This is a genomic window from Pseudomonas sp. FW305-70, from assembly GCF_058783925.1.
This window is the reverse complement of the sequence record NZ_JBYSYZ010000009.1, coordinates 80,685-97,029: the sequence shown is the minus strand read 5'-3', so window position 1 is coordinate 97,029 and position 16,345 is coordinate 80,685. Positions and strand designations below refer to the sequence as shown.

Here is a 16,345-nt window from a genome sequence, read left to right as displayed (position 1 = left end):
CGATTACTCCTTGGTGTCTTCGGCTTCTGCCGTAACCGGATGCTGATTGTCTTCAGCCACTGCGCGCTCGATCAATGCCGACAGATGCGCACCACGCACGACGCTTTCGTCGTAGTGGAAGTGCAGCTGTGGAACGCTGCGCAGCTTCATCTCGCGAGCCAGCTGCATGCGCAGGAAACCGGCGGCGGAGTTCAGCACCTTGATGCTTTGTGCGATTTCTTCGGCGCTGTCCTGACCCATCACGGTGATGAAGATCTTGGCGTGACCGACGTCACGGCTGACTTCCACTGCAGTAATGGTGACCAGGCCGACGCGCGGGTCTTTGACTTCACGACGGATCAGTTGTGCCAGCTCACGCTGCATCTGATCGCCGATACGTTGGGTACGGCTGTATTCTTTTGCCATGTCTTGTTACCTGTAACTGCCCCACGGTGAAACCCGCAAGGTCTGAAAGCGGCAAACGCCCGGCCTGACAAAAGCCAGACCGGGCGTTGCGTTTAGAGTCCTGGTGACGAATTGCGCATTTGCATGCGGCTCCCCGTCACGGCTCCTGAAGTGCGCGAGTTAGAGGCTGCGAGCAACCTGCACCTTCTCGAAGACTTCGATCTTGTCACCGACCTTGACGTCGTTGTAGCTCTTCACGCCGATACCGCATTCCATGCCGGCACGTACTTCGGAAGCGTCATCCTTGAAGCGGCGCAGGGATTCCAGCTCGCCTTCGAAGATAACGATGTCTTCACGCAGTACACGGATTGGACGGTTACGGTGCACAACACCTTCGATAACCATGCAACCGGCGATCGCGCCAAACTTCGGCGAGCGGAACACGTCACGCACTTCGGCGATGCCCAGGATGTTCTCGCGAACATCGCTGCCGAGCATGCCGGTCAGGGCTTTCTTGACGTCTTCGATGATGTCGTAGATCACGTTGTAGTAACGCATATCCAGACCTTCCTGCTCGACGATCTTGCGCGCGCCGGCATCGGCACGCACGTTGAAGCCGAACAGTACAGCGTTGGAGGCCAGTGCCAGGTTGGCATCGGATTCGGTGATACCACCGACGCCGCCACCGACCACACGCACTTGCACTTCGTCGTTACCCAGGCCGTTCAAGGCGCCGTTCAACGCTTCGAGCGAACCACGGACGTCGGATTTGAGGACGATGTTGAGCGTCTTCTTCTCTTCCTGACCCATGCTTTCGAAGATGTTTTCCAGCTTGCCGGCGTGAGCGCGAGCCAGTTTGACTTCGCGGAACTTGCCTTGACGGAACAGAGCCACTTCACGGGCTTTCTTCTCGTCGGCAACCACGCTCATCTCGTCGCCAGCGTCCGGGGTACCGTCCAGGCCGAGAATCTCGACAGGGATGGCCGGACCGGCTTCCTTGATTGGCTTGCCGTTCTCGTCGAGCATGGCGCGAACGCGGCCATAGTTCGAACCGACCAGGACCATGTCGCCCTGACGCAGGGTACCGTCTTGAACCAGCACGGTAGCCACCGGGCCACGGCCCTTGTCCAGGCGGGATTCAACCACGACACCACGGCCAGGAGCCGATGGGGTTGCAGTCAGTTCCAGGACTTCAGCTTGCAGCAGAACGGCTTCGAGCAGTTCGTCTACACCGGTACCCATCTTCGCCGAAACCGGTACGAATGGAGTATCGCCACCCCACTCTTCGGAAGTCACGCCGTGTACCGACAGTTCGCTACGGATGCGATCGAGGTCAGCACCTGGTTTGTCGATCTTGTTCACAGCGACAACCAGCGGAACGCCAGCAGCCTGAGCATGCTGAACAGCTTCGATGGTTTGCGGCATCACGCCGTCGTCCGCTGCAACCACCAGGATCACGATGTCGGTCGCCTTGGCACCACGGGCACGCATCGCGGTAAACGCGGCGTGACCAGGGGTGTCGAGGAACGTCACCATGCCACGGTCGGTTTCAACGTGGTATGCGCCGATGTGCTGGGTAATACCACCGGCTTCGCCAGCAGCAACCTTGGCACGACGGATGTAGTCGAGCAGGGAAGTTTTACCGTGGTCAACGTGGCCCATTACGGTCACGACTGGAGCACGGGAAACGGCTTCGCCTTCAAACTTCAGGGACTCGGCCAGGGAATCTTCCAGGGCGGTGTCGCTGACCAGGGTCACTTTGTGGCCCAGCTCTTCGGCAACCAGTTGGGCAGTTTCCTGATCCAGTACCTGGTTGATGGTCGCTGGAGTACCCAGTTTGAACATGAACTTGATGATTTCAGCAGCCTTGACCGACATCTGCTGGGCCAGATCGCCCACAGTGATGGTCTCGCCGATCTTCACTTCGCGCACGACAGGGCCGGTCGGGCTCTGGAAACCGTGGGCGTTGCGCTTCTTCAGCTTGGCCTTGCCGCGACCACCACGACGGAAGCCATCGCTTTCTTCGTCGGTAGTACGTGGGGCAACGCGTGGCGCTGGCGCCTTTTCCTTGACCGAAGCACGATGCGGAGCGTTTTTGCGCTCGCCATCGCCACCACCGCGACGATTGTTGTCGTCGGCACGTGGTTTGTCCGGACGACGCTGTTCGTCGCGCTTGCGAGTGTCTGCAGCAGGTGCCGGAGCAGCGGCCACAACCGGTGCGCTTTCACGCACTGGCTCGGCTACCACAGCAGGCGCTGCAACAGGTTCAGCTGGAGCGGTCGGCGCAGCAGCAGGCTGGCGACGCGCTTCTTCTTCGGCGCGACGCTTGGCTTCTTCTTCAGCCTTCTGACGTGCAGCATTTTCTACTGCGCGACGTTCATCCAGTTCACGCTTGCGCTCGGCTTCGATTTCTTCCGGGCTGCGCTGTACGAAGACTTTCTTCTTGCGTACTTCAACGCTGATGCTTTTGCTGCCAGCAACCCGCAGGGTGCTGGTGGTTTTACGCTGCAGCGTAATCTTGCGTGGTTCTTCCACTTTCGCCTTGTGGCTGCTTTTCAAGTGAGTCAGCAACGATTGCTTCTCACTGTCAGTCACACTTTCTTCGGCGGCGGTGTGCGGCAGACCTGCCTCACGCATCTGCTGCAACAGGCGCTCTACCGGTGTTTTGACCTCATCGGCCAGTTGTTTCACCGTGACTTGCGTCATGCACTTCTCTCCTCAGGCCGCGCCTAATTACTCGAACCAGTGGGCTCGGGCGGCCATGATCAACTTGCCGGCACGATCATCGTCAATGCCGTCGATGTCGAGCAGGTCGTCAATAGACTGCTCGGCCAGGTCTTCGCGGGTAACTACGCCGCGCACCGCCAGTTCCATCGCCAAATCCTTGTCCATACCCTCAAGCGAGAGCAGGTCTTCGGCCGGATGGGCGTCTGCCAGCTTTTCCTCAGTAGCGATGGCTTTGGTCAACAAGCGATCCTTGGCACGAGCGCGAAGCTCGTTGACGATTTCCTCGTCAAAGCCGTCGATGTTGAGCATTTCTTCCAGCGGTACGTAGGCAATCTCTTCCAGGCTGGTGAAGCCTTCATCTACCAGCACCTGAGCCAGCTCTTCGTCGACTTCCAGCTCGTCGATGAAGTTGCGCAGGATGTCGCCGGTTTCTGCTTGCTGCTTAGCCTGGATGTCCGATTCGGTCATCACGTTCAGGGTCCAGCCAGTCAACTGGCTGGCCAGACGCACGTTCTGACCACCGCGACCAATGGCCTGAGCCAGATTGTCTGCGCCAACGGCGATGTCCATTGCATGGGCATCTTCGTCAACGATAATTGCCGCAACCTCGGCCGGGGACATGGCGTTGATCACGAACTGAGCCGGGTTGTCGTCCCACAGAACGATGTCAACACGCTCACCGCCCAACTCACCCGACACTGCCTGGACGCGCGAACCGCGCATACCGATGCAAGCGCCTTGCGGGTCGATGCGTTTGTCCTTGGAGCGGACGGCGATCTTGGCGCGGGATCCCGGATCACGGGACGCAGCCATCACTTCGATCAGGCCTTCGGCAATTTCCGGCACTTCGATGCGGAACAACTCGATCAGCATTTCCGGCGCGGTACGCGACAGGATCAGCTGCGGGCCGCGGTTCTCGGTGCGGATTTCCTTGAGCAGCGCACGCAGACGCACGCCAACCCGGAAAGTTTCGCGAGAAATGATGTCTTCACGGGCCAGCAACGCTTCGGCGTTGTTGCCCAGATCAACGATCACGTTGTCGCGGGTGACTTTTTTCACGGTGCCGGAGATGATTTCACCCAGGCGCTCGCGATAAGCGTCAACAACCTGAGCGCGCTCGGCTTCGCGAACTTTCTGCACGATGACTTGCTTGGCAGTCTGTGCAGCAATGCGGCCGAATTCGATGGACTCGATTTTCTCTTCGACAACGTCACCGACCTTGGCGCCAGGGTGCGTTTCGGCAACCTTGCTCGGCCAGGTTTCGATGGCCGGATCGTCCAGGTCTGCCTCTTCGACGACCGTCCAGCGACGGAAAGTCTCGTAGGCACCCGTGTGGCGATTGATTTCCACACGCAGATCAACTTCGTCTTCGAAACGCTTTTTGGTCGCAGTGGCCAGGGCCAGCTCCAGCGCTTCAAAAATCACGTTTGCCGGTACACCCTTTTCGTTGGATACCGACTCAACAACCAGCAGTACTTCTTTGCTCATCGTACGCCTCGCCTTTCGCAAGCCATTGGATCCGCGGGATCCGCAGTATCTGGCACGCCTCAGTCAAAACTGGGAATAATGTTGGCCTTGTCGATCATATCGATCGGCAACAGGAACTCATGGTCTTCTACCTGCACCACGACATCCTGCTCTTCTACGCCGCGCAGAAGGCCCTGAAAGTTGCGTCGTCCTTCAAAAGGCGAGCGCAGCTTGATCTTCACTTGTTCACCGGCAAATTTTGCAAACTGCTCAAGAGTGAACAGAGGGCGTTCCATGCCAGGCGAGGAAACTTCAAGGGTGTATTCAACGGAGATCGGATCTTCAACATCCAGCACACCGCTGATCTGACGGCTGACGATGGCACAATCGTCCACCAGCACGCCGCCTTCTTTATCGATATAAACGCGCAACATCGAGTGACGACCCTGAGCCGAAAACTCGATACCCCAGCATTCATAGCCTAGGGCCACGACCACCGGGGCCAGCAAGGCCTGCAACTCTTCTAGCTTGCTCGACACCTGAACCCCCTAGTGCATGTATGTGCATGCTATGCAAAATAAAAAAATGGGCGAAACGCCCATCCTTGAAACGCCGTCGAACAGCGGCGTAGAAAGTGTCCAGCTAACAAAAAGCCCCTTAAAAGGGGCTCCTTAAACTGGTTGCGGGGGCCGGATTTGAACCGACGACCTTCGGGTTATGAGCCCGACGAGCTACCAGACTGCTCCACCCCGCGACAAAGCTGGGGCGGAAGTATACGACCGATCCCCTACAGGGTCAATGTAACCTTCCACCTGCAAGAAAGCCCGCAACAGCGGGCTCTCCTGACTAATTGGTACCGAGAAGGGGACTCGAACCCCTACACCCTATGGGCACAACCACCTCAAGGTTGCGTGTCTACCAATTCCACCACCTCGGCAATACTACGTTTGAAACCCTTCTTACTTCTGCTCTTGAGCTGGAGGCACGTCAGTCGCTGGAGTAGCCGACTTTTGCTCTTGAAGCACCGGGACATCATCAGAAGCCGGTTGTTGCTTTGGAACTTCCAGTACCGCTGGATTTGGGAGACCTACTTGAGTCAGCTGTTGAGCCTTCTCTTTAGCAAAGTAACCTAACCCCAAGCTGGTTATGAAAAAACCTGCGGCAAGTATAGCAGTAAACTTACTAAGAAAGGTAGAGGAACCTTGGCTTCCGAACACAGTATTTGAAGCACCTGCTCCGAAAGACGCACCAGCGTCCGCACCTTTACCCTGCTGCAGCAAAACCAGAGCTACTACGCCCAATGCACCCAGCAGATGAAAAACGACTACGACTGTTTCCAGCATTTTTTCAGTTTCCCGCGGCGCGACAAATCGCACCGAACTCATCTGCATTCAGGGAAGCCCCACCAATGAGACCCCCATCGATATCCGGCATGCCGAACAGTTCGACCGCATTGGCCGCCTTCACGCTGCCGCCGTATAGAAGCCGCACACCTTGTGCGACTTCAGAATTCTCTGCCGCCAACTGGGCGCGAATGGCTGCGTGCACATCCTGCGCCTGTTGCGGCGTTGCAGTCAGCCCGGTACCAATGGCCCAGACCGGCTCGTAAGCGATCACTGCCTTGGCAAAGGCACCGACACCCAGCTCCTCAATGATACTGCCCAGCTGACGCGAGACAACCTCAAGAGTCTTTCCGGCTTCACGCTGCTCAAGGGTTTCCCCTATGCACAACACCGGAATCAAGCCACATGCCTGCGCCGCTGCAAACTTGCGGATCAGCATTCCGTCCTGCTCGCCCATGATCTGGCGGCGCTCGGAGTGCCCGACAAGCACCAGGGAACAACCTGCATCCACCAACTGACTCGGTGCAACTTCACCAGTCAACGCACCTTGCCCGGACTCCACCGCAGAATTCTGCGCGCCGACCGAAATCGACTTTCCTTTCAGGCCATCAATCACTTGATTGATATGCAGAAAAGGCGGGAATACCGCGACATCAACACCGCTCGGCAAGGCCAAGTCACGAAGGCCGTTGATCAGCTCAGCGACGCTGGCGCGGGTACCGTGCATCTTCCAGTTACCAGCTACCATAGGGCGACGCATGCTGTACCTCGTCGGTCAAAGTGGGCGCAGATGTTACCCAACACAATCAAGGCTGGCAAGCCGAATTCAGGCAGAAACTTCAGTAACCAGTTTTGCCAGCTCTTCGGCATAGCCGCGAACCAGGGTTTCGTCTTCGCCTTCGACCATCACACGCACCAGCGGTTCGGTTCCGGACTTGCGCAACAACACACGCCCACGCCCTGCCATCGCCTGGGTTACACGCTCGCTGGCCTCCTTGACCGATGGATGCTCAAGGGGGTTTGCACCACCGCCGAAGCGCACATTGATCAGTACCTGAGGGCACTTGCGCAGCGCCTGACGAGCCTGCGCCAGACTTTCATCCCGCGTGCTCAGCGCGATCAGCACCTGCAGCGCAGCAATGATTGCATCACCCGTGGTGGTGTGACTGAAGCACACGATGTGTCCGGAGTTTTCACCACCCACGATCCAGTTGCGCTCCAGCAATTCGGCAATCACATAGCGGTCACCGACATTGGCACGCACGAAGGGAACACCGAGGTCAGCCAGGGCCAATTCCAGCCCCAGGTTACTCATCAGGGTTCCGACCACGCCGCCCTGCAGCTTGTCGCGCTCATGCAGATCACGGGCAATGATGAACAGCAACTCGTCGCCATCGACCACCGCACCCGTGTGGTCGACCATCTGAACGCGATCGCCATCACCATCGAAGGCGATACCCAGATCAGCATGCTCAGCCACGACGGCAGCCTGCAGCGGCCCCATGTGGGTCGAACCGCAATTGTCGTTGATGTTCAACCCGTTCGGCTGCGCCGACAGTACGACGACTTCCGCGCCCAGCTCACGGAACACACTCGGCGCCACTTTATAAGTCGCACCGTGAGCGCAGTCGATCACGATCTTCAGGCCAGTGAAGCTGGTGCCGGTGGGCACGCTGCTCTTGCAGAATTCGATATAGCGCCCCGACGCATCGTTGATTCGCGACACCTTGCCGATCTTGCTCGACTCCACCACGGTCATTGGCGTATCGAGCAACTCTTCGATCATCAGCTCAACCTCATCCGGAAGCTTGGTGCCTTTGCCGGAGAAGAACTTGATGCCGTTGTCATCATGCGGATTGTGCGACGCACTGATCACGATGCCGGCCTCGGCATGAAAGGTGCGCGTCAGGTAGGCGATCGCCGGGGTCGGCATTGGTCCCAGGAGCATCACATCGGCACCTGCGGAGGTAAGCCCCGCCTCAAGTGCGGACTCGAACATGTAGCCGGAGATCCGGGTGTCCTTGCCTACCAATACCTTGCAGGCGCCCATCTTGCGGAACGCCATGCCGGCAGCCCAGCCGAGCTTGAGCATGAAATCAGGAGTAATCGGGTATTCACCGACACGCCCACGAATACCATCGGTGCCAAAATATTTTTTGCTCATAAGTGCTCCATCATTCTTATTCGGCTGATTCCACTGCGGCGATCATCCGCACCACATCCACTGTTTCGGCTACATCATGGACGCGCAATATACGCGCACCTTTCGCCGAAGCCAGCGCCGCGAGCGCCAAACCGCCATACAGCCGGTCTTCCACCGGACGATTCAATGCCTGACCAATCATGCTCTTTCGCGAAACCCCGACCAACAGGGGCCGCCCCAGGGCATGCAGGGCTTCCATATGTTTGAACAAGCTCAGATTGTGCTGCAAGGTCTTGGCGAAACCAAAGCCGGGATCAAGAATGATCCGCTCCGCTGGAATACCCGCCAATGAACACTGAACCATGCGCTCGGCGAGAAACTCACCGACTTCCCTTGTAACGTTCTGATACTGCGGATTGTCCTGCATATCGCCTGGCTCGCCCAGCATATGCATCAGGCAAACCGGCAGACCGATGGCCGCCGCAGCATCCAGCGCACCATCGCGACGCAACGAACGTACGTCATTGATCAACCCGGCACCCAGACGCGCAGTTTCACGCATGACGGCTGGCGTTGAGGTATCGACCGAGATGATGACGTCCAGCTCGCGAGCAATGCGCTCGACAATCGGCGCTACGCGCTCCAGCTCCTCCAGCGGCGAAACCGCCCTGGCACCAGGACGGGTGGATTCGCCACCGACATCGATCAGCGTCGCGCCGGCCGCCACCATGGCTTCGGCGTGGCGCAAGGCCGCGTCGAGCTGGCTGTATTGACCACCATCGGAGAACGAATCTGGAGTGACATTGAGGATACCCATGACATGCGTCTGGGCCAAATCAAGAACCCGGTTGCCGCAAGGCAACCGGGTCGAGGACTGAACAGAAGTCATTTCAAACCTTATACGTCAGCAGCAGGACCGCCGATCGGTGTTTCCGGACGCTCATCCTGTACCACCGGCGGGGTGCCGGAAGTACCCGTGCCACCCGACCAGTCGCGCGGCTCGCGAGGCGTACGACCCGCCATGATGTCGTCGATCTGCTCGGCATCGATGGTTTCGTACTTCATCAAGGCGTCAGCCATGGCATCGAGCTTGTCACGGTTGTCGGTGAGGATCTGCTTCGCCGTGCCGTAGCACTGATCGATGATGCTGCGCACTTCGGAGTCGATCAGCTTGGCCGTCTCACCGGAGAAGCTTGCACTTTGACCGCCACCGCCGCGACCGAGGAACACTTCACCCTCTTCTTCGGCATACATCAACGGGCCGAGTTTTTCCGAAAGACCCCACTTGGTCACCATGTTCCGCGCAATCTGGCTGGCACGCATGATGTCGTTGGAAGCACCGGTGGTCACGCCATCGAAGCCCAGGGTCATTTCTTCTGCGATACGACCGCCATACAACGAGCAGATCTGGCTGATCAATGCACGCTTGGACAGGCTGTAACGATCCTCTTCCGGCAGGAACATGGTCACACCCAACGCACGACCGCGCGGGATGATCGACACCTTGTACACCGGATCATGCTCAGGCACGACGCGCCCCACAATGGCGTGGCCCGCTTCGTGATAAGCCGTGTTCTGCTTTTCTTTCTCGGACATGACCATGGACTTGCGCTCGGCGCCCATCATGATCTTGTCTTTTGCCAGTTCGAACTCTTTCATCTCAACGATGCGCTTGCCTGCACGGGCAGCGAACAGCGATGCCTCGTTCACCAGGTTGGCCAGGTCGGCACCGGAGAAGCCCGGGGTACCACGTGCGATCACGGCCGGAGCAACGTCGTCACCCATTGGCACTTTACGCATGTGAACCTTGAGAATCTGTTCGCGGCCACGAATGTCCGGCAGACCGACCACAACCTGACGGTCGAAACGGCCTGGACGCAGCAACGCAGGGTCCAGCACGTCAGGACGGTTGGTCGCGGCAATCACGATGATGCCGTCATTCATTTCGAAGCCGTCCATCTCGACCAGCAACTGGTTGAGCGTCTGCTCGCGCTCGTCGTGACCACCACCCATGCCAGCGCCACGATGGCGACCGACCGCATCGATTTCGTCGATGAAGATGATGCATGGAGCGTGTTTCTTGGCCTGTTCGAACATGTCGCGAACACGGCTGGCACCCACACCGACGAACATCTCGACGAAGTCGGAGCCGGAAATGGTGAAGAAAGGCACTTTGGCTTCGCCAGCGATCGCCTTGGCCAGCAGGGTTTTACCGGTACCCGGAGGACCGACCATCAGCACACCGCGAGGAATGCGGCCACCCAGGCGCTGGAACTTGCCCGGATCGCGCAGGAACTCGACCAGCTCACCGACTTCTTCCTTGGCTTCGTCGCAACCGGCAACGTCAGCCAGGGTAGTTTTCACCTGATCCTCGGAGAGCAGGCGCGCCTTGCTCTTGCCAAAGCTCATCGGCCCGCCCTTGCCACCCGCACCGCCCTGCATCTGCCGCATGAAGAACATGAACACGGCGATGATCACCAGGATCGGGAAGCTGGCGACCAGGAGTTGGGTCCAGATGCTTTGCTGCTCAGGCTGCTTGCCTTCGACCACGACGTGGTTGTCCACCAGATCGCCGATCAGGCCGTTGTCCTGGATCGCCGGGCGAATGGTCTTGAAGCTGTCGCCATCGTTGCGTTTGCCGGTAATCACGTAGCCATCAACCGCCACGCGCTCGACCTTGCCATCCTTGACCTGCTGGATGAAGTCGGAATAGTTGAGGGTCTGCGGCTCGTTAGGGCTGGAGAAGTTGTTCATCACCGTCACCAGGACAGCCGCGATGATCAACCACAGGATCAGATTCTTTGCCATATCGTTCAATTAACTACCCTCTGAAGCAAGCTCCGCTACTGGCGCGCGCTTCGCATGATATTCACCGGCCTAACTTACTACATTACCTACGACTTGGCAGGCGCCGTCTGTAACCCTTTGTGAAACACTTCCTACACAATATTCGCTAATTCTGACAAGGCGTAATACAAAAATCCTATCACCCCGATCGAAAATTCACTCATTCCTCACTGCGACCGCGGAAACCGCGACCCAGCAGGTACTGCTCGCGAGAACGGTCGCGCGACGAGGTCGGCTTGCGCATCTGCACCTTCTCGAACTGCTGGCGAACGCTCTTGTGGAATTCGTCGAAACCTTCGCCCTGGAAGATCTTGATCAAAAAATCACCACCGGGCTTGAGCACCCGCGTCGACAGATCCAGTGCCAATTCGCACAGGAACATCGCGCGCGGCATATCAACGGCCGGCAATCCACTCATATTGGGGGCCATGTCGGAAATCACAAGGTCTACTTCTTTATTTCCGACCGCGTCGAGGATCTGGGCCAGCACGGCATCCTCGGTAAAGTCGCCCTGAATAAAGGTGACGTCGGGGATGCTGTCCATTTCAAGAATGTCAGAAGCGATCAGTGTGCCCTGCCCGCCAATCAGACGACTGGTCACCTGCGACCAGCCACCCGGAGCCGCACCCAGGTCGATCACGCTCATGCCCGGGCGGATCAAACGGTCCTTTTCCTGGATCTCCAGCAGTTTGTAGCTAGCGCGGGAACGGTACCCGTCTTTCTGTGCCATTTTGACGAATGGGTCGTTGAAATGCTCTTGCAGCCACTTAAGGCTTGTCTTGGAACGGGCCACGGGATACCTCGGAATTAAAACGGGTCGTGATTAACTGGGCGGTCCCGGACTCGCTCGGGTAAACTGGCCGCCGCTTTTTACAAGATCAGACGCAGGGGTCAGATTATGCCGCTCACTCAAGAGCAGAAGAAACAGTACAAATCCATTGGCCACCATCTGAAACCGGTTTTGATTGTGGCAGACAATGGTTTGACTGAAGGTGTGTTAGCCGAACTCGAACGCGCTTTGGCGGATCACGAGCTGATCAAGATCAAGCTCAACATCCTCGATCGCGAATCGCGCCTGGCGTCCATTGCAGAGCTCTGCAAGGTCGGCAAAGCGGATCTGGTCCAGGTCATCGGCAAGATGGCACTGATCTACCGCAAGAACTTCAGCGTCAACAAGCAGCTGTCGAACGTCCATCGCTTCAAGTGATGGCAAGGGTCAAGGGTGTGCCTGGCGCACCCTGCCACTCCACCCCGGCACCGGCTGCAACACCAGCACCAGCCCGGAAAAGCCCAGGACAAGATAGCTGAACGCCTGCCAACGCAGCGCATCCGGCCAACCGAAGCGCACCACGAAGTACATCGCGCACGCATACAGTGCCATCAACAGCAGTTGCCCGCGTATATCCCGCCATAGACTGACAAGGCCCTCGGCCTTCATCAGCACCAAAGCCTGAAAAATCAAACACGCCGTAGCGAATCCCACTACCAACGCATTGAACGTGCCTGCAATTTCGTCGATCAGCAGCGGCGCCAGGCCAATTCGGCCTAGCACCGGCAACAGACCCACTTGCAACAGCCACCAGCCACCGACCCACAACATCTGGGTCAGCTGCCAAAGCATGGCGCCCGCACGAAACGGGCGCCGGCCTTCAGACGTGGCGAACTTCGACAATCTCGTACTCGATAACACCGCCAGGCGTTTTCACGGCGACCACATCACCCTCTTCCTTGGCAATCAAGGCGCGAGCGATCGGCGAACCGACGGAAATCTTGCCCAGCTTGATGTCAGCCTCGTCCTCACCAACGATCTGGTAAGTCACGCTTTCATCGGTTTCGACGTTGGCGATTTCGACGGTGGTGCCGAAAATCACCTTGCCGGTGTGAGGAATGGTCGTCACATCGATGATCACCGCGTTCTGCATGCGGCCTTCGATGTCACGGATCCGCGCCTCGACCATACCCTGCTGCTCGCGGGCAGCGTGGTATTCGGCGTTTTCCTTCAAGTCACCCAACTCGCGGGCCGTACCGATGTCCTGGCTGAGCTTCGGACGAACGACCTTGGTCAGGTGAGTGTGCTCTTCTTCCAGGGCGCGAGCGCCCTGAACGGTCATTGGGTACTTCGTTATGCTCATGCCTTCAATCCTGCGTGTAGATCCTGCAAGCGGCGCACGGTCTTCTCGGGACCGAATTTCAGCGCTTCGCAGATGGCTTCGCCAGCAGCAATGGTGGTGGTGCAGTAAATCTTGTGCTGCAGGGCATTACGACGAATGGAGTACGAATCAGCGATCGACTGTCGACCTTCGGTGGTGTTGATGATCAGCGTGACTTCGTCATTCTTGATCATGTCGACCACGTGCGGACGACCCTCGGTCACCTTGTTCACACGGCGCACCTTCAGACCTGCAGCCTCGATCAGCTTGGCAGTCCCGGCAGTGGCAACCACTTCGAAGCCCAAGTTGATCAGATCACGGGCCACGCCTGCAACCAGCGGCTTGTCGTCGTCACGTACGCTGATGAACGCAGTACCGCCGGTCGGCAACACTTCGCTGGCACCCATCTGGGCCTTGGCGAACGCTTCACCGAAGGTGTCGCCCACGCCCATCACCTCACCGGTCGACTTCATCTCTGGGCCGAGGATCGGGTCAACGCCAGGGAATTTGGCGAACGGGAACACCGCCTCTTTCACGCTGTAGAAGTTCGGGATGATTTCCTTGGTGAAACCCAGCTCTTTCAGGGTTTTACCGGCCATCACGCGTGCTGCGATCATCGCCAGGGAAACACCGATGCACTTGGACACGAACGGTACGGTACGGGAAGCGCGCGGGTTGACTTCGATGACGTAAATGTCTTCGCCTTGCAGCGCCAACTGCACGTTCATCAGGCCGACCACGCCCAGTTCCAGGGCCATTTTCTTGACCTGTTCGCGCATCTCGTCCTGGATGTGCGCCGGCAGCGAGTACGGCGGCAGCGAGCACGCGGAGTCACCGGAGTGAACACCGGCCTGCTCGATGTGCTGCATGATCGCGCCGATTACCACATCTTTACCGTCGCAGACCGCATCCACGTCCATCTCGATGGCGCAGTTGAGGAAGTGGTCCAGCAGCACCGGGCTGTCGTTGGACACTTGAACCGCTTCACGCAGGTAGCGCTTGAGTTCTTCTTCTTCGTAGACGATTTCCATCGCACGACCGCCCAGTACGTAGGACGGGCGCACCACCAACGGGTAACCGATCTTGGCCGCGGCACGAATGGCTTCGTCTTCGCTGCGCACGGTGGCGTTTGGCGGCTGACGCAGGTTCAGGCGCTGAACCATTTGCTGGAAGCGCTCACGGTCTTCGGCACGGTCGATGGCGTCAGGGCTGGTACCGATGATCGGCACGCCAGCGGCTTCCAGCGCGCGAGCCAGTTTCAGCGGGGTCTGGCCGCCGTACTGGACGATCACGCCTTTCGGCTTCTCGACGCGAACGATTTCCAGCACGTCTTCCAGGGTCACCGGCTCGAAGTACAGGCGATCGGAGGTGTCGTAGTCGGTGGAAACGGTTTCCGGGTTGCAGTTGACCATGATGGTTTCATAACCGTCATCGCGCAGGGCCAGTGCCGCGTGTACGCAGCAGTAGTCGAACTCGATGCCCTGGCCGATACGGTTCGGACCGCCGCCCAGGATCATGATCTTGTCGCGACCCGATGGCGCCGCTTCGCACTCTTCTTCATACGTCGAGTACAGGTAAGCGGTGTCAGTGGCGAACTCGGCAGCGCAGGTGTCGACGCGCTTGTAGACCGGGAAGATTTCCAGCTTGTGACGATGGGCACGCAAGGCCTTCTCGGTCACACCCAGCAGCTTGGCCAGGCGCATGTCGGAGAAGCCTTTGCGCTTGAGGCGGAACATCAGGTCACGGTCGATGCTGGTCAGACCCAGGGTCTTGACCTTCTCTTCGTCCTTGATCAGGTCTTCCATCTGCACCAGGAACCAAGGATCGATCATGGTCATGCCGAAGATGTCTTCAACACTCATGCCGGCGCGCATGGCGTCCGCCACATACCAGATACGCTCGGCGCCCGGCACGGTCAGCTCGCGCTTGAGCACGCTCATGCTTTCCGGGTTGCTCAGATCAACCTTCTCGTCCAGGCCGCAAACACCGACTTCCAGGCCGCGCAGGGCTTTCTGCAAGGATTCCTGGAAGGTACGGCCGATGGCCATGACTTCACCGACCGACTTCATTTGAGTGGTCAGGCGTGCATCAGCCTTGGAGAACTTCTCGAAGGCAAAACGTGGCAGCTTGGTCACGACGTAGTCGATGGACGGTTCGAAAGACGCCGGGGTCTTGCCGCCGGTGATGTCGTTCGACAGCTCGTCGAGGGTGTAGCCCACAGCCAGCTTGGCCGCGACCTTGGCGATCGGGAAGCCAGTGGCTTTCGAAGCCAGCGCCGAGGAACGGGATACGCGCGGGTTCATTTCGATCACGACCATGCGGCCGGTGTTCGGGCAGATACCGAACTGAACGTTGGAACCACCGGTTTCCACGCCGATCTCGCGCAGCACCGCCAGGGAGGCGTTACGCAGGATCTGGTATTCCTTGTCGGTCAGGGTCTGTGCCGGAGCCACGGTGATCGAGTCACCGGTGTGCACGCCCATCGGGTCGAAGTTTTCGATGGAGCAGACGATGATGCAGTTGTCCTTCTTATCGCGGACAACCTCCATCTCGTATTCTTTCCAGCCGATCAGCGATTCGTCGATCAGCAGCTCTTTGGTTGGCGACAGGTCCAGACCACGGGCGCAGATTTCTTCGAACTCTTCACGGTTGTAAGCGATACCGCCACCGGTGCCGCCCATGGTGAAGGACGGACGGATGATGCACGGGAAGCCGAGCTTCTCGAGGACCGCGTTGGCCTCTTCCATGCTGTGAGCGATACCGGAACGCGGGCACGCCAGGCCGATGGACTTCATCGCCTTGTCGAAACGCGAACGGTCTTCAGCCTTGTCGATGGTATCGGCGTTGGCACCGATCATCTCTACGCCGAACTTCTCCAGAACGCCTTCGCGCTCCAGGTCCAGGGCGCAGTTCAGGGCGGTCTGGCCACCCATGGTCGGCAGCAGCGCGTCCGGACGTTCTTTCTCGATGATCTTGGCAACGGTCTGCCACTTGATCGGCTCGATGTAGGTGGCGTCGGCCATGGCCGGGTCGGTCATGATGGTGGCCGGGTTGGAGTTCACCAGGATGACGCGGTAACCCTCCTCGCGCAGGGCTTTACAGGCCTGGGCGCCGGAGTAGTCGAATTCGCAGGCCTGGCCGATCACGATCGGGCCAGCGCCGAGAATCAGGATGCTTTTAATGTCTGTACGTTTTGGCATGGGTTTGTCACTCAAATCCGCAGGTCAGTCGGCAAGCCGTCTTGTTCAATCTCTGAAGACTTGAGGGGGCCGCCAGTGTGGGGC

The 16,345-nt window shown here is 58.5% G+C and carries 14 protein-coding genes and 2 tRNA genes; 1 reads left to right on the top strand and 15 read right to left on the bottom strand.

Annotated features, from left to right (window positions below; translation table 11 throughout):
- Nucleotides 1-3: 3 nt before the first annotated feature.
- The 12 genes from rbfA to rlmE all read right to left on the bottom strand — a co-directional run bounded on the left by rbfA (nucleotide 4) and on the right by rlmE (nucleotide 11,704).
- A complete protein-coding gene (gene rbfA, locus AC3WN7_RS09635) occupies nucleotides 4-405 on the bottom strand; it encodes a 30S ribosome-binding factor RbfA (RefSeq protein WP_008047443.1) in 402 nt (133 codons plus the stop codon).
- A gap of 159 nt (nucleotides 406-564) precedes the next feature.
- Nucleotides 565-3,090, bottom strand: a complete 2,526-nt coding sequence (infB, locus tag AC3WN7_RS09630) for a translation initiation factor IF-2 (RefSeq protein WP_007973110.1) — start codon at nucleotides 3,088-3,090, stop codon at nucleotides 565-567.
- A gap of 27 nt (nucleotides 3,091-3,117) precedes the next feature.
- Nucleotides 3,118-4,599, bottom strand: coding sequence for a transcription termination factor NusA (nusA, locus tag AC3WN7_RS09625; RefSeq protein ID WP_007973112.1), 1,482 nt, complete (start codon nucleotides 4,597-4,599; stop codon nucleotides 3,118-3,120).
- Between the two features lie 59 nt (nucleotides 4,600-4,658).
- Nucleotides 4,659-5,117 carry a ribosome maturation factor RimP gene (gene rimP / locus AC3WN7_RS09620; protein WP_007973115.1) on the bottom strand — a complete coding sequence of 153 codons (459 nt, stop codon included), beginning with the start codon at nucleotides 5,115-5,117 and terminating at the stop codon, nucleotides 4,659-4,661.
- 138 nt (nucleotides 5,118-5,255) lie between these two features.
- Nucleotides 5,256-5,332, bottom strand: a tRNA-Met gene (locus tag AC3WN7_RS09615).
- A 97-nt stretch (nucleotides 5,333-5,429) separates the two neighbouring features.
- A tRNA-Leu gene (locus AC3WN7_RS09610) sits at nucleotides 5,430-5,515 on the bottom strand.
- Nucleotides 5,516-5,537: 22 nt separating this feature from the next.
- A complete protein-coding gene (gene secG / locus AC3WN7_RS09605; RefSeq protein ID WP_010463489.1) occupies nucleotides 5,538-5,921 on the bottom strand; it encodes a preprotein translocase subunit SecG in 384 nt (127 codons plus the stop codon).
- 4 nt (nucleotides 5,922-5,925) lie between these two features.
- Nucleotides 5,926-6,681, bottom strand: a complete 756-nt coding sequence (tpiA, locus tag AC3WN7_RS09600; RefSeq protein ID WP_095965943.1) for a triose-phosphate isomerase — start codon at nucleotides 6,679-6,681, stop codon at nucleotides 5,926-5,928.
- A 66-nt stretch (nucleotides 6,682-6,747) separates the two neighbouring features.
- Nucleotides 6,748-8,085, bottom strand: a complete 1,338-nt coding sequence (glmM, locus tag AC3WN7_RS09595; RefSeq protein ID WP_095965944.1) for a phosphoglucosamine mutase — start codon at nucleotides 8,083-8,085, stop codon at nucleotides 6,748-6,750.
- Between the two features lie 16 nt (nucleotides 8,086-8,101).
- Nucleotides 8,102-8,953 (bottom strand): dihydropteroate synthase, encoded by an 852-nt coding sequence (gene folP / locus AC3WN7_RS09590; protein ID WP_102674121.1) that lies wholly within the window; start codon nucleotides 8,951-8,953, stop codon nucleotides 8,102-8,104.
- An 8-nt stretch (nucleotides 8,954-8,961) separates the two neighbouring features.
- The gene (ftsH, locus tag AC3WN7_RS09585; RefSeq protein WP_015093436.1) at nucleotides 8,962-10,872 is read right to left on the bottom strand and encodes an ATP-dependent zinc metalloprotease FtsH; all 1,911 of its coding nucleotides are present in this window, start codon (nucleotides 10,870-10,872) and stop codon (nucleotides 8,962-8,964) included.
- Between the two features lie 199 nt (nucleotides 10,873-11,071).
- A complete protein-coding gene (gene rlmE / locus AC3WN7_RS09580) occupies nucleotides 11,072-11,704 on the bottom strand; it encodes a 23S rRNA (uridine(2552)-2'-O)-methyltransferase RlmE (RefSeq protein ID WP_007988685.1) in 633 nt (210 codons plus the stop codon).
- Between the two features lie 105 nt (nucleotides 11,705-11,809).
- On the opposite strand from rlmE, the gene AC3WN7_RS09575 reads away from it, so the two are divergent.
- Complete coding sequence (locus AC3WN7_RS09575; protein ID WP_007942889.1) at nucleotides 11,810-12,118, top strand: YhbY family RNA-binding protein; 309 nt, start codon at nucleotides 11,810-11,812, stop codon at nucleotides 12,116-12,118.
- A gap of 9 nt (nucleotides 12,119-12,127) precedes the next feature.
- On the opposite strand, the gene AC3WN7_RS09570 is transcribed toward AC3WN7_RS09575, so the two are convergent.
- The 3 genes from AC3WN7_RS09570 to carB are packed head-to-tail and all read right to left on the bottom strand — an operon-like array spanning nucleotide 12,128 to nucleotide 16,261.
- Entirely contained in the window at nucleotides 12,128-12,532 is a 405-nt protein-coding gene (locus AC3WN7_RS09570; RefSeq protein ID WP_102674166.1) for an MFS transporter, read from the bottom strand.
- A 28-nt stretch (nucleotides 12,533-12,560) separates the two neighbouring features.
- Nucleotides 12,561-13,037, bottom strand: a complete 477-nt coding sequence (gene greA, locus AC3WN7_RS09565) for a transcription elongation factor GreA (protein ID WP_032829443.1) — start codon at nucleotides 13,035-13,037, stop codon at nucleotides 12,561-12,563.
- A 2-nt stretch (nucleotides 13,038-13,039) separates the two neighbouring features.
- Nucleotides 13,040-16,261, bottom strand: a complete 3,222-nt coding sequence (carB, locus tag AC3WN7_RS09560) for a carbamoyl-phosphate synthase large subunit (protein WP_015093434.1) — start codon at nucleotides 16,259-16,261, stop codon at nucleotides 13,040-13,042.
- Nucleotides 16,262-16,345 lie beyond the last annotated feature (84 nt).

Bases quoted from the DNA above. Each gene is read 5' to 3' on its own strand.
- rbfA (WP_008047443.1), bottom strand. From the start codon at position 405: ATGGCAAAAGAATACAGCCGTACCCAACGTATCGGCGATCAGATGCAG.
- infB (WP_007973110.1), bottom strand. From the start codon at position 3,090: ATGACGCAAGTCACGGTGAAACAACTGGCCGATGAGGTCAAAACACCG.
- nusA (WP_007973112.1), bottom strand. From the start codon at position 4,599: ATGAGCAAAGAAGTACTGCTGGTTGTTGAGTCGGTATCCAACGAAAAG.
- secG (WP_010463489.1), bottom strand. From the start codon at position 5,921: ATGCTGGAAACAGTCGTAGTCGTTTTTCATCTGCTGGGTGCATTGGGC.
- tpiA (WP_095965943.1), bottom strand. From the start codon at position 6,681: ATGCGTCGCCCTATGGTAGCTGGTAACTGGAAGATGCACGGTACCCGC.
- glmM (WP_095965944.1), bottom strand. From the start codon at position 8,085: ATGAGCAAAAAATATTTTGGCACCGATGGTATTCGTGGGCGTGTCGGT.
- folP (WP_102674121.1), bottom strand. From the start codon at position 8,953: ATGACTTCTGTTCAGTCCTCGACCCGGTTGCCTTGCGGCAACCGGGTT.
- ftsH (WP_015093436.1), bottom strand. From the start codon at position 10,872: ATGGCAAAGAATCTGATCCTGTGGTTGATCATCGCGGCTGTCCTGGTG.
- AC3WN7_RS09575 (WP_007942889.1), top strand. From the start codon at position 11,810: ATGCCGCTCACTCAAGAGCAGAAGAAACAGTACAAATCCATTGGCCAC.
- AC3WN7_RS09570 (WP_102674166.1), bottom strand. From the start codon at position 12,532: ATGCTTTGGCAGCTGACCCAGATGTTGTGGGTCGGTGGCTGGTGGCTG.
- carB (WP_015093434.1), bottom strand. From the start codon at position 16,261: ATGCCAAAACGTACAGACATTAAAAGCATCCTGATTCTCGGCGCTGGC.